At 60.4% G+C, this 12,515-nt stretch carries 11 protein-coding genes; 7 read left to right on the top strand and 4 right to left on the bottom strand.

Annotated elements, in window-relative coordinates; genetic code table 11:
* The first annotated feature begins 49 nt into the window (after nt 1–49).
* Nucleotides 50–448, top strand: coding sequence for a class I SAM-dependent methyltransferase (locus tag AC07SZ_RS26800; RefSeq protein ID WP_155249187.1), 399 nt, complete (start codon nt 50–52; stop codon nt 446–448).
* A gap of 175 nt (nt 449–623) precedes the next feature.
* Here the strand turns inward: AC07SZ_RS26800 and AC07SZ_RS26795 are convergent, their stop codons facing one another.
* Entirely contained in the window at nt 624–986 is a 363-nt protein-coding gene (locus AC07SZ_RS26795; protein WP_019863764.1) for a helix-turn-helix transcriptional regulator, read from the bottom strand.
* Complete coding sequence (locus AC07SZ_RS26790; protein ID WP_494916553.1) at nt 950–1,744, bottom strand: hypothetical protein; 795 nt, start codon at nt 1,742–1,744, stop codon at nt 950–952. The genes AC07SZ_RS26795 and AC07SZ_RS26790 overlap by 37 nt, the downstream gene beginning before the upstream one ends.
* Before the next feature lie 158 nt (nt 1,745–1,902).
* Here AC07SZ_RS26790 and AC07SZ_RS26785 point away from each other — a divergent pair, with 158 nt between their 5' ends.
* Complete coding sequence (locus tag AC07SZ_RS26785) at nt 1,903–2,349, top strand: cupin domain-containing protein (RefSeq protein WP_494916552.1); 447 nt, start codon at nt 1,903–1,905, stop codon at nt 2,347–2,349.
* Between the two features lie 78 nt (nt 2,350–2,427).
* On the opposite strand, the gene AC07SZ_RS26780 is transcribed toward AC07SZ_RS26785, so the two are convergent.
* Nucleotides 2,428–3,990, bottom strand: coding sequence for a winged helix-turn-helix domain-containing tetratricopeptide repeat protein (locus tag AC07SZ_RS26780; protein ID WP_027047876.1), 1,563 nt, complete (start codon nt 3,988–3,990; stop codon nt 2,428–2,430).
* Nucleotides 3,991–4,097: 107 nt separating this feature from the next.
* On the opposite strand from AC07SZ_RS26780, the gene AC07SZ_RS26775 reads away from it, so the two are divergent.
* Nucleotides 4,098–4,559: a cupin domain-containing protein gene (locus tag AC07SZ_RS26775; protein ID WP_019863768.1), complete on the top strand. Its 462-nt coding sequence runs from the start codon at nt 4,098–4,100 to the stop codon at nt 4,557–4,559.
* Between the two features lie 677 nt (nt 4,560–5,236).
* Nucleotides 5,237–7,807: a membrane-bound PQQ-dependent dehydrogenase, glucose/quinate/shikimate family gene (locus AC07SZ_RS26770; protein ID WP_494916550.1), complete on the top strand. Its 2,571-nt coding sequence runs from the start codon at nt 5,237–5,239 to the stop codon at nt 7,805–7,807.
* A 137-nt stretch (nt 7,808–7,944) separates the two neighbouring features.
* Here the strand turns inward: AC07SZ_RS26770 and AC07SZ_RS26765 are convergent, their stop codons facing one another.
* Nucleotides 7,945–8,547 carry a carbonic anhydrase gene (locus tag AC07SZ_RS26765; RefSeq protein ID WP_080644025.1) on the bottom strand — a complete coding sequence of 201 codons (603 nt, stop codon included), beginning with the start codon at nt 8,545–8,547 and terminating at the stop codon, nt 7,945–7,947.
* An 819-nt stretch (nt 8,548–9,366) separates the two neighbouring features.
* Here AC07SZ_RS26765 and AC07SZ_RS26760 point away from each other — a divergent pair.
* The 3 genes from AC07SZ_RS26760 (at nt 9,367) to pgi (ending at nt 12,427) form a co-directional block, all read left to right on the top strand.
* Nucleotides 9,367–9,612: a DUF982 domain-containing protein gene (locus AC07SZ_RS26760; RefSeq protein ID WP_019863773.1), complete on the top strand. Its 246-nt coding sequence runs from the start codon at nt 9,367–9,369 to the stop codon at nt 9,610–9,612.
* A gap of 62 nt (nt 9,613–9,674) precedes the next feature.
* Nucleotides 9,675–10,772 carry a transaldolase gene (gene tal, locus AC07SZ_RS26755; protein ID WP_019863774.1) on the top strand — a complete coding sequence of 366 codons (1,098 nt, stop codon included), beginning with the start codon at nt 9,675–9,677 and terminating at the stop codon, nt 10,770–10,772.
* The gene (pgi, locus tag AC07SZ_RS26750) at nt 10,772–12,427 is read left to right on the top strand and encodes a glucose-6-phosphate isomerase (protein ID WP_019863775.1); all 1,656 of its coding nucleotides are present in this window, start codon (nt 10,772–10,774) and stop codon (nt 12,425–12,427) included. Before tal ends, pgi begins: the two co-directional genes overlap by 1 nt.
* Nucleotides 12,428–12,515 lie beyond the last annotated feature (88 nt).

Raw genomic sequence — 12,515 nt, 5'->3', positions numbered from 1 at the left:
TACGATTTCGAACTGCTCTTGTTCCGACCCCTATATGTTGCACGTTGGCATGAACATCGCCGACAAGAGCTCACTCTTTTCGGAGGTTGCGCGCGTGCTGCACGCGGGTGCGCGTTTCGGAGTCTACGACGTCATGCGCACAGGAGCGGTCGAGCTGTCTTATCCGCTGCCATGGGCGGGTACGGCAGATACGAACACGATCGCCGCGCCGGAGCAGTACCGCGACGCCCTCTCCGCGGCAGGGTTCGAGATTTTGTCGGAACGCCAGCGGCGCGATGTTGCGCTCGACTATTTCGCACGGCAGCGCGCCCAGGCAGCCACGGGGTCGGCAGCACTGGGCGTCCAGACACTGATGGGAGCGCGGCGCCCCCAGATGGTCCGAAACATGAGCGAAAGTATTGCAGCCGGCCTAATTGCGCCGGTCGAGATTATTGCCCGAAGGCGGTGATAACCTGCGTTCGAAGTTCAACCGCCTCCGGTGGAAAAACGTAGTGCTTTGCGGGCGCAAGCGGGCCAGCAGTTTTGCGGAGCGGATAGTGAGGATCAGACCACTGCATCCGCGTGCATGCGACGGCGTTCAGAGGCTCTTTCGACCTGATTGGGCGAGCCTCGCTGCGATGCTGCTACAGTCGCTCGTAGATGCCACTCGCCGCAATGAGGCGCACCAGCTCTGCCTGTCGTCGCGTCTCCGTCTTTTCGAACACGTGCTGCAGGTGAGTGCGCGCCGTGGTCAGGCTGATGCCGAGTTCGTCAGCGACCGCCTGCAGCCCTCCGCCGCGGGCGATCGCTATGGCCACGGCCGCCTCGGCCGGGGTCAGCCGATAGAGATTGCGCAACTGGTCCGGCGCGGTCCGCGGCGCGCTGTCCGGATCGGCCACAAACACGATCGCGGCGGGCCGGCCGGTCACGAACCACGTCAACTCGATCTTCAGCGGCACCACCAGCGCGCTCAGCGGCCGGCGCGGCACCGGCCGCGCGAGCGCCATGACGCCGCCGCGGCGCCCGACCGTTCCGCGGCAATCAATCGCTGGAATTGTGCGGCATCCCCGTGCCTGGTTGCACGCAGGGCAGATTTCTCCATCCTGATCCCGTCGCCTTCGGTGAGCAGAGCTTCGGCCGCCCGGTTGGCAAACAGGATCTCGCCGTTTGCCGCCACGATCAGCACGCCCTGGGCGACGCGGTCGAGCGCCTCGACATTGGCGCTCCTGGCGATGTCGGAACTTGAAAGGCGCAGTCCCACGCTCGCCGCCCGGACCAGATGCGGCCCGATGCGGCGCAGCCGATCGAGGTGCTCGGGCTCGAACTCGCCTGTCGCCTCGGCGCGTCCGCAGGTGAACACCACGCGCATGTTCGGTTCGTTGTCCAGAACGACTCCAATCGAGTGGCACATGTCGCCGGGCCGGCAGAAGTCATTGTAGAACTCGGAGCGCCTGTAAACCTCGCGTGGCAGGAGATCCCAGATCGGGATCAGCGTGCCTGCGCTCAGCCTGGCAATACGCGGCAGGAACACATTGGTCTTGTAGTAGTAGTTCGCGTATGTGAGATCCGCCTCCGGTGGCATGCGGACGGACCTCGCTTCGCTGCGCAACGTCCTTGCGTTCTGGAACGTCAGCTTGGTGGCGGCGCCTTCGAGGAAATCCGACAGCGTCTCAAGAACCTGCGCCCAGCGGCCGGGTTCGACCGCCGCATCGTATATATTTGTCCGACCATGCCCTCGAAGTCGTGCATGCGCGCCGGATTTCACCGCGCCCTCGCCTGAAGGAATTTGCAGTTTGCCGGAAGCCGGCTTTACTGACAACCATTCCCCGCCGCATCTCATATGTTCATAGGAGGCGACCGCCCGAGGCCAGAGTGTAGCTATCGTGACGCCATTAAGCTTCACTCCAACCACATGTGGCGAAGATGCAAACAAGGGCAGCACCTACCAAAACCGATTGGAACAGTACACACTATGAAACGCTTCTGACTGCGTGCGAGACCGGTGGCAAGCTCGGGGCATTTGCATCCGATGCCGGTCCGGGCGATGGACCGCCGCGCCACCGTCATCTAGAGGCGGACGAAGTCTTCGTCATACTCCAAGGGCGGCTGCGTTTCTGGCGCGCTGGGGATACTTTCGAACGCAACGCCGGAAGCATGATCTACATTCCTGCTGGCGTCGAGCACACGTTCGTAGTCATCGAGCGTGCGCGATGGATCGCCATCTTGTCACCTGGTGGTCTCGAAGGCTTCTTTCCGGCGGTTGCCGCGCAGGGACTGGAGATTCCGCGCGATCTCGCCGAAATAAAAGCGATCGCGGCCCAGTTCGACATGGAGATTACCGGGCCACCCCTGGTTGTCCCTGGACCTTAGGCGTCGCGCCGACATCATAGGATTAAGGACATATCGAGCTTCCCCTCGAATCGCCCAACAAGCTCTTGCGGTATTAAGCTACTCCGGCAACCCGGCTGTCCGTAGCGCACTGCCAAGAGCCTCCGCGAGCGCGGGCGCGCAATTAACACCGGCAAACTGGCGGCTGTAGCGAAAGGCCGGCTGGAGCTCGATCACGCGAGCGGCGGCTGCCTTCGCTTCGTCCAACCGGCCAAGCTTGGCCAGCGCGGCCGCCAATTGCACATAGGTGATGCTATGCGCGGGATTGGCTTGGACGGACTTGTAGGCAGCACGACAAGCCTCTTCGTAATGGCCGCGCAGCAAATGGCTCATCGCCTGTGCGTCAAAAGCGGCCCAGGCCCACGAATCGAATGGGCTCAGCCGCAAGCCTTGCTTGCTCCATTCTATCGCTCGCTCCGCTTCGCCGCTCCATCCGAGAACGACGCTGCCAAGGATGTAAGTCAGGGCCGATGACGGGCTGATAGCGAGGGCGGCTTCCAATGCCGCGAACGCAGCGGCGCGATCATGCGCATCCATTCCAATGGAAAAGCCAGCCCATGTCAGGGCGAGCGCATCATCCTGTCCGTGGACGATTGCCGACCGTGCGTGGCGGATCGAAGACGCACGGTTGATCTCCTGCAGGCCGGCGCGAAGGAACAGGCAGTGATGGCACATCGCGGCGTTGCCATGCGCCAGCGCATAGGTTGGTTCGAGCGAGATCGCGCGATCGAGAAGTGCCAGCGCTCTGGTCACTTGCTCCGGCATGCCTGAATCGACATCTGGCTGGGCCTGCAGCACGAGATCGTAGGCATCGAGGCTATCGGGGCGTTTGCGCCTGACACGTTCGATTTCGGCCTTCCGCACGCTTGGCGCAATCGCGCCCACTGCTGCCAGCGCGATCTCGTCTTGGAGCGCGAAGATGTCGTCGGAACTGCGGTCATAGCGCTCGGCCCAGACATGGGCGCCGGTCGAGGCATCGATCATCTGGGCGGTAACCCGCACGCTACCGCCAGCCTTGCGCACACTGCCTTCGAGCACATAGCGAACGCCCAGCTCGCGGCCAATCTGCTTCACGTCGACGGCGCGACCTTTGTAGGAAAGGGTCGAGTTTCGCGCTATGACGAAAAGCCATTTGATCCGCGCCAGGCCCGTGATAATGTCGTCCACCATCCCATCGGCAAAATATTCCTGTTGGGGGTCGCCGCTCAAATTCGAGAACGGCAGGACGGCGACGGATGGCTTCTCCGGCAAGCTCGGTCCCGACGTGGCGCCGGTGGCGGCCGAGGTATCGGGACCGTTGGTGACGACGGCGGGTCCGACATAGCGATAGCCACGGCGCGGCAATGTTTCGATCCAGTTCGCGACATTCGCCGCGTCGGCCAATGTCCGGCGCAAGGCAGCGATCTGAACCGTCAGATTGTTATCCGCAACCGCCGATCCGCCCCAGCCGGCGTCGATCAGCGCGTCTTTGGACACCGGTTGGCCAGCGTTCTGGATCAGCAGTCGCAGCAGCGCGACGGCGCGCTGCCCAAGCATAGTCGGCTCATCTCCGTAAAAGAGAATGCCCACCTCCGGATCGAGGTGAAAAGACCCAAAGCGGTAGACGTCGCCCCTGACTGTCATTGGAGTCTTTTAGCAAATTTTTGGCAACGAATTCACGACTTTCTCGCGTGAGCGGCCGATGTTGCGTGAACGCTTGCCAGACTAAGCGCCTGTCAGAGGAGGATCATATGAGCGCTGATGCCGTCATCCGCATGCCCGACGAGAAGAAGGGCGTCATGTTGCGTGGCTATCCGATGGCTTTCCTCGCCACCGACGAAAATACCAGGCATACGAGCATGTTCGACTGGACGATCCCGCCGGAATTCGCCACCGGGCGGCATGTTCACCGGGTGCAGGAGGAGACCTTCTACCTGCTCGAAGGCGAGTGTGAATGGCATGTCGGCGACAGGACGATCCATGCAACGCCGGGAACCTTCCTGTTCATCCCGCCCGGGGTGCCGCACAACATCACCAATGTCAGCGAGAAGCCTGCGCGCGTGCTGATGACCGTCTCTCCGCCCGGCCACGAGCACTATTTCGAGGAGCTGGCCGAGCTGGCGGCGCATGGGGCGCCAGATCCGAAGGCGCTCGCCGACCTCCGGAACCGCTACGACACCGACCAGCTGTCGACGTTGACGACGCGCTCGTGAATGTGGAACCTTGGGCCGTCGCAGCCGTCGCAGCCGTCGCAGCCGTCGCAGCCGTCGCAGCCGTCGCAGCCGTCGCAGCCGTCGCGCTGCTCGCCGACGATGTCAGCTTTCCGGAGGTCCGCGTTATGGTCGCTACGGCGGCAATAGGCGCATTCCTGCCCGACAGCTTTCGGGCCGAAACCGGGCCGGCAGCTTCTGTCACGAATATATGTTTGCTTGCCTTCCGGCACGCGCTCCTTGGCTGGAAACCCGTACTGGCAAGAAACCCGGCCGCACCGGCATGAGCTGGCCTCTTCATTTCCTAGAAAAGTGAAGCTCCCACCCTCTTCGCCACGGGGCATTGGCCGAGCATGTCACCGGATGTCCAGCGGGGGACCAAGCACAAGGCTTTGTGAGGTGGCTTATGTCCAGACCTCCTTTCGAAGGTTCGGAATCAATGCCTGTACCTCAAGCCCTTGCGCCAGTTTTGGCCAGGTCACTTTTTATCCTCCGTGCGGCCCCGACTCTTAATTATGACGTATTGTTAACGTGCGCATCGGGAACGTTATCACGAGCTGTCCGTTTGGGGGCATAACCTCCCGCGTGATTGGTGCCTGGCAGGCATGGCGTCGTAGCGAAGACGTCTTTTCCTTAGCTCTTGGTGAAAGAACCATGCGGCAAAAACGCGCGGTAACATCATGTATCGGACAATTCTTTCTGCCATCATATTTGTCATAGGGGCTGTTTTACTCGCCGGGGGGATCTGGCTCGCGTCGCTTGGCGGTTCATGGTTTTACATAGGCCTCGGAATTGCCCTTGTGTTTTCGGCGGTGCTGACTTACCGCCGCAATCCCGTGGGCCTCGCACTCTATGGCGCAAGCCTGCTGGTGACGCTTGGCTGGTCGCTGTGGGAAGTGGGTTTCGACTGGTGGGCGCTTTCGGCGCGCGGCAGCCTGCTCATCGTGCTCGGCGCACTTTTGCTCCTGCCGCCGATGGTTCGCTCACTGCACAGGCCTGGCACTGGTCGGGCGCGCTATGATGGCTACAGCGGAAGCCTTGCTGGCGCCCTCGTCATCACGGCGCTGGCCGGCATCTATGCGATGTTGCAGTCCCCCCATGATATCGGCGGCAGCTTCGCCGATAACCGAATGTCGGCCTCGCGGGCTGTAGAAACCGTCGTCCCTGACGGGGAATGGCAAGCTTATGGCCGAACCGCTGCCGGCGACCGTTACTCGCCCCTGACGCAGATCACCCCGCAGAACGTGGGAAAACTGGCAGTGGCCTGGACCTATCACACCGGGGACATCCGGGGCCCAAATGATCCCGGCGAAGCGACCTATGAGGTCACGCCGCTCATGGTCGACAACACCGTGTACGTCTGTACACCGCACAATCTTGTGATTGCCCTCGACGCGGTTTCAGGCAAGGAGAAGTGGCGCTTCGATCCGCATCTTCAGCAGACGGTGAAGCAGACCACTCAGCACCTTACATGCCGCGGTGTTTCTTATTTCGATGGCTCGGCTTCGAGCCCCAGGCCCAGCAGCGCAACGCAGCCCGCCTTGGCTGCAGCAAACGCGGTAAGCGGGTCGCCTCAGACGGCGTCGACGGAAGAGCAGCGCCTCACGGCAAGCGTGGCCGAAGTGACGACGCAAGCTGCAGGTGTGCCGCAAAATGTGGTGACCGGCCAGGCCAAACGGGGCGCACCCAACCCCGAAGTCGACCGCAAGGACCCAACGGTCACCGCTTCGATCGATCCTTCCTGCGTGAAGCGGCTTCTCGCTCCGACATCCGATGGTCGGCTGATCTCGCTCAGTGCCGAGACTGGTAAGATCTGCCCCGGCTTTGGGGGCAACGACGGCACCATCAATTTGTGGGCCAACATGCCGAACATAACCCCGGGCTCGGTCTATTCAACCTCGCCTCCCGTCGTGACCGAGCATCTGGTAATCGTAGGCGGGGCGGTAAATGACAACGTTTCGACGACCTCGCCATCTGGCGTCATTCGCGCCTTCGACATCTACACGGGAGCGCTTGTATGGAATTTTGACTCCAAGAAGCCGGATGCAACATCGCCGATCCCTAATGGCCAGACGTACTCCGAAAACGCGCCGAATTCCTGGAGTGTGTCCAGCTACGATGCGAAGCTCGGCTTGATCTATCTCCCGATGGGCAACCAGTCGCCTGACCAGTACGGCGCCAATCGCAGCGCAGCAGTCGAGAAATTCTCATCCTCGATCCTCGCGCTCGACGTGAAAACTGGCAAGGTGGCCTGGGTCTTCCAAGGCGTGCACCATGATTTATGGGATATGGACGTGCCGGCACAGCCAAGCCTTGTCGACCTCACCATTGGCGGCAAGGAGGTGCCAGCGCTGGTGGCTCCGACCAAGCAAGGCGAAGTCTATGTGCTGAACCGGAAGACCGGCGAGCCGGTTCTGCCGGTCACCGAGGAGCCGGCACCGAGCGGTGCTGTCAAAGGCGATACCACCGCGCCAACCCAGCCCGTGTCGACCATTTCCTTCAAACCCGTACCGCTCACCGAAAAGGATATGTGGGGGGCGACCCCACTCGACCAGCTTGCCTGCCGTATAGCCTTCCGCGGCCTCAACTACGATGGGCGCTACACGCCACCCACGACAAAAGGCTCGATCATCTATACCGGAAATTTCGGCACGTTCAACTGGGGCGGGGTGGCCGTAGACCCGGACCGACAAGTGATGTTCGCCATGCCGGTGTATCTCGCCTTCACGTCCAAGCTCGTGCCACGTCCCGATGCCTTTGCTCGGGTCATCAGCAAGGATGGACAGGACGTGTTCAACGAGAATTTTGGCGCGCCCTATGCAGCCAAGATGGGCGCCTTCCTGTCACCCCTAGGCCTGCCCTGCCAGTCGCCGCCATGGGGCTATGTCGTCGGCGTCGACCTGACCACCGGCAAAGTCGTCTACAAGCACGTCAATGGCACCGTGCGCGACCTGTCGCCGATCCCTCTGCCGTTCAAAATGGGAGTGCCCGGTATCGGCGGGCCGATCATCACCAAGGGCGGCGTGGCCTTTCTCAGCGGCACACTCGACTATTATATCCGCAGCTATGACTTGAAGACCGGCTCGGAAATCTGGCGTGATCGGCTGCCAGCGGGCGGACAAGCGACGCCCTCCACCTACAAGGGCGCGGATGGGCGGCAGTACCTCGTCGTGGTTGCCGGCGGTCATGGGTCGACGGGAACAGAGGCCGGCGATTCCATCATCGCTTACGCACTGCCAAACGCGCTTTGACAACAAGGATCAGTCCGTCATGAAGGAGATCTGGGGAGAAGCCAACTAGGTCTCAGGTTGCCGCTGGTTTTGAAGTTCGCGCTGTCTGCCTGCTAAGATCGCGGCCCGGAAACGGTACGTGCCCTAGCTTAACGAATTCAGATATCCTGGTTGCGGGTTATGGTACAGTTCAGGTCATAGAGCAAACCGTCCTTCAATCCATATATCCAACCATGGATCGATACGTTCTTATTTGACCTCCATGCCGCATGCAGGATCGGCGTGCGCGCAAGACGTTTCACTTGGGACGCGACTGAGCACTCGCAGAGCCGGTCAAGATCCGTGTCGCTCCAAGTACCCGACTCCCGGCATTCGAATTCGGCCTCGGCAACATCTCTGATTGGCTGCAGCCAATGATCGATGAGCCCCAGACGTTGGCCGCTTACAGCGGCACGGATGCCACCGCAGCCATAATGCCCGCAAACGATGATGTGCCGCACGCCGAGTTGATTTACAGCATATTCGACGACTGAGAGCATATTCAGATCGGTTGGATGGATGAGGTTGGCGACGTTGCGATGCACAAAAACCTCGCCGGGTTCCAACCCGGCAATGACATTAGCTGGTACGCGACTATCAGAGCAGCCGATCCAGAGATATTTGGGGTTTTGCAATCTCGAAAGACGTTGAAAATAATCAACCCTTTCGGCTTTACGTTCGTCTGACCACATTTTGTTGCGGATAAAAAGGTCTTCAATCATCATTAAGTCCGGCTAGGCTTTGCGCTTGCTTGCAGCGACGTGCGAAAAGTTGGCGGCCCTAACCTTTCCGTATCGCCTCGAAGATCAGCCTAGCGGACCCCATTTTCGCTATCAACTTCGAGCGCGCATCCTGGATCTGTTCGGCATGGTGTTTTGTATACGGACCCATCGGTCGGGTCTTCTCACCTCCTCGACAAACCTGACAATACCATCTGCCATTGTCGCAGAGATTTCCACCGAGCTGTCTCCCTCGGCAGGCTCACCCTTGGCCGCCTTACTCGTGAACTTGATATCTTTGAATGGTTCCGAGCAGGCGGGACCGCATATAGACTTTTGGTGGCGTCTCTCTTGGTTCGGTGCTTGGGACATGGGTGGCTCCTTTCCTATGCACTCGGTTTTTCGCAATCGGCCATTGCATGCACCGCGACGGCCGAAGTTCAGCGCTGCGCGGCCAACTGCGCCTAAGGACGTTCGGGACCCACGGTAAGTGCGGCAGCGTTCGCCGTTTGCATCTGGAAGGCAACAGACAGTCAGTCGCGGGAATATCACCTCGACGGCAATCTGGCCCTCAACATTGCTCGGCGCTTCCATCAATTAACACACTGCGTTGTCTTCCGCAGCTGACTCCTTCCCGATCAGAGTCGCAAGAAAATGAGTGCATTTGCTCGGCTCTACTGGACAGCGCCTACTTGCTGCCTTTTCCGGCGCAACCGCTGTCACGCGCGCCGCTGCTATTCACGCAAGGGTGATGCCTGACTATGAAACTTCATGCGGCGAGCCGCGTTGTGAGAGTTCAGCAAGTTCGAGGCGGGTCGCCCCATGTATGATGCGTGGTTTTCCAAGCCAATATCCGTTGCCACCGGCATAAGCGGCGACATCCGAAACCTGACCAACGCTCGACAAGCTTTTGACCTGCTTAACGAGCATTGGCGTGACGGAGGTAGCGATAAGCACCGATCCGCGAAACGGGCATGCCAGCAGGCCTTGAACGGCAGTGTTTCGGCTGACGTCGCGAGAGACGCCTTCATCGACGCAGCTCGGGAAGCGCGCATATTGGTAGAGTGAGCTGCGCACCGATTATGAGACTGGCGAGGTGAATCACTTTCTCGCCCACCAGCGAGGTCGCCATGAACGCAACAACCCGATTGCATGAACTCGGCCAGAGCCTCTGGTTGGACAACATCACCCGCGATCTGCTGAGCAGCGGCACTCTTAAACGCTATTGCACCGACTTTTCGGTGACAGGATTGACGTCGAACCCTACGATTTTCGATGAGGCTATCAGAAACAGCACAGCTTACGACGAGGCCCTCCATCGAAAAGCCAGAGAAGGGAAAGCGGGTGAGCAGCTGTTCTTCGAATTGGCACTCGAAGACCTGACACAGGCCGCAGCACTGTTCAGGCCGGTCCATGAAGCGACGGGCGGTATCGATGGCTGGGTTTCCCTGGAGGTGTCGCCTTTGCTGGCCAATGATGCCGGCGCTACCGTCGAAGCCGCCAAGCGGCTGCACACGCAGGCGCAGTGTTCCAACCTGTTCATCAAGATTCCTGGTACGTCCGCGGGCGTTGAAGCGATCGAAGAATCGATCTTCGCCGGCGTCCCGGTGAATGTCACCCTGTTGTTTTCGTGCCAGCAGTATGTGGCGGCGGCCGAGGCGTATTGCCGAGGCATTCAGCGCCGGATCGATGCCGGGCTCGACCCGAAGATCGCCTCTGTCGCCTCGATCTTCGTCAGCCGCTGGGACAAGGCGGTCATGGATAAGGTTAGCCCTATGCTGCGGAACCGTCTCGGCATCGCCATATCCGGGCAAGTCTATAAAGCCTACCGGGAGCGGCTTGCCTCTACCGGATGGCGGAAGCTCGCCAATGCCGGCGCACTTTCCCAGCGTCTGCTATGGGCGAGCACCGGCACCAAGGATCCGCAGCTTCCGCAATCCTATTACATCGAAGCGCTCGCCGCGCCGGACACCATCAACACCATTCCGGAGAAAACGCTCCTTGCATATTCGAAAGATGGGGCGGTGAACGGCGTCATGCGGGAGGACGGTGGCAACAGCGAAACCATGCTTGCCGACTTCGCAAAAGCCGGCGTCGACATTCAAGCGCTTGCCGCGGATCTCCAGTTGGAAGGCGCCCAATCCTTCACCAAATCATGGGCCGATCTGATGGCGGTGATTGCGTCGAAGAGCGAGCAGTTGCATAGCCCCGTCTCGGTCGGCGGATGATGAGCGCGCTGCTTGCGACCAGGACATTGCCGCTCTCGGAACTTCCAGTACGGCAGGCGTTGCTGGCCCATTGCCAGGAAGTGCGCCCTTTGCATCTGCGACAGCTCTTCGCCGATGATCCCCAGCGTGGCAAGCGTTTCGCCATCGAAGCCTGCGGACTTTATCTCGACTATTCGAAAAACCGCATCACGGCCGAGACGGTCCAGCTACTCATTCAACTTGCCGAGGCCTGCGGGTTGCGTGAGCGCCTCGAAGCGATGTTCAGCGGTCAGAAGATCAATGTGACGGAGCGGCGCGCGGTGCTTCATACGGCCCTGCGCGCGCCTATTGGCGAGCGAATTTTAGTCGACGGTATCGACGTCGTGCCGGAAGTACACGCGGTGCTCGGCAAGATGGCCGACTTCACGGACAAGATTCACAGAGGCGCCTGGCGCGGCCATTCAGGCCGGCCGATACGCAACATCATCAATATCGGCATCGGCGGCTCGGACCTCGGGCCGGTCATGGCCTATGAAGCGCTGCGCCACTACAGCCGGCGCGACATGATTTTCCGCTTCATCTCGAACGTCGACGGTACCGACTTCGTGGAGGCGACGCGGGATTTGAATCCTGAAGAAACGCTGTTCATCATCTGCTCGAAGACGTTCAGGACGTTGGAAACGCTGACCAACGCCCACACCGCACGGGAATGGGTCCTGCGAAAGTTGGGCGACGAGCAGGCGGTGGCCCGGCATTTCGTCGCCGTCTCGACCAATACCGAAGGGGTCGCTGAATTCGGCATCGACACCAATCAGATGTTTGGCATGTGGGATTGGGACGGCGGCCGCTATTCCATGGATTCAGCCATTGGCCTGTCCACCATGCTCGCCATCGGCGCGGAGAATTTCCACGCGATGCTGTCGGGTTTCCACGACATGGACCAGCACGTCCGCACCGCGCCGTTCGATCAGAACCTGCCGGTCCTGATGGGCCTGCTCGCGGTTTGGTACACCAATTTCTTCGAAGCGCAGACGGTCGCGGTGCTGCCCTACGAGCAATATCTGAAGCGTTTTCCCGCCTACCTCCAGCAGCTGACGATGGAAAGCAATGGCAAGCACGTCACGCTTGACGGCACGAAAGTCGATTACCAGACAGGGCCGATTTATTGGGGCGAACCTGGCACCAACGGGCAGCATTCCTTCTACCAACTCATTCACCAGGGCACCAAACTGGTTCCATGCGACTTCATTGGGTTTTGTCGGGCATTGAACCCGCTTGGACGCCACCACGATCTCCTGATGGCAAATCTGTTCGCACAGACCGAGGCTCTGGCCTTCGGCAAGACGGAAGAGGAGGTCAGGGCCGAAGGGACCCCGGACTGGCTGGTTCCGCACCGCACCTTCGAAGGCAACCGCCCCACCAATACCTTGCTTGCCGAGCGCCTGAACCCAAGGACGCTGGGCAGCCTGGTCGCGCTCTACGAGCACAGCGTCTTCACGCAAGGCGTCATCTGGAACATCGACTCTTTTGACCAATGGGGCGTTGAGCTGGGCAAGGCCCTGGCCGAGAAAACAACCCCTGAACTGGAAACCTCCCAGGCCCCAAATCTCCAACATGACAGCTCGACCAACGCTTTGATCGAGCGCTATCGCCGGTTCCGAAAACGAAAGAAGTAAAGGGCGCTAAGCCCGGCCGCCCCTGCGGCCCCGACCAACATACTGCGGCGCAACCCAGCCAGCACTTGGACGATCGGGTTGCCTACAT

Source organism: Mesorhizobium sp. GW821-FHT07A06 (assembly GCF_059419085.1).
The sequence above is the reverse complement of the archived record's forward strand: the minus strand, read 5'-3'. Positions and strand labels throughout refer to the sequence as shown.

Excerpts from the sequence above, each read along its gene's own strand:
- AC07SZ_RS26800 (WP_155249187.1), top strand. The coding sequence starts at position 50 with ATGAACATCGCCGACAAGAGCTCACTCTTTTCGGAGGTTGCGCGCGTG.
- AC07SZ_RS26795 (WP_019863764.1), bottom strand. The coding sequence starts at position 986 with ATGGCGCTCGCGCGGCCGGTGCCGCGCCGGCCGCTGAGCGCGCTGGTG.
- AC07SZ_RS26785 (WP_494916552.1), top strand. The coding sequence starts at position 1,903 with ATGCAAACAAGGGCAGCACCTACCAAAACCGATTGGAACAGTACACAC.
- AC07SZ_RS26780 (WP_027047876.1), bottom strand. The coding sequence starts at position 3,990 with ATGACAGTCAGGGGCGACGTCTACCGCTTTGGGTCTTTTCACCTCGAT.
- AC07SZ_RS26775 (WP_019863768.1), top strand. The coding sequence starts at position 4,098 with ATGAGCGCTGATGCCGTCATCCGCATGCCCGACGAGAAGAAGGGCGTC.
- AC07SZ_RS26770 (WP_494916550.1), top strand. The coding sequence starts at position 5,237 with ATGTATCGGACAATTCTTTCTGCCATCATATTTGTCATAGGGGCTGTT.
- AC07SZ_RS26765 (WP_080644025.1), bottom strand. The coding sequence starts at position 8,547 with ATGATTGAAGACCTTTTTATCCGCAACAAAATGTGGTCAGACGAACGT.
- AC07SZ_RS26760 (WP_019863773.1), top strand. The coding sequence starts at position 9,367 with ATGTATGATGCGTGGTTTTCCAAGCCAATATCCGTTGCCACCGGCATA.
- tal (WP_019863774.1), top strand. The coding sequence starts at position 9,675 with ATGAACGCAACAACCCGATTGCATGAACTCGGCCAGAGCCTCTGGTTG.
- pgi (WP_019863775.1), top strand. The coding sequence starts at position 10,772 with ATGAGCGCGCTGCTTGCGACCAGGACATTGCCGCTCTCGGAACTTCCA.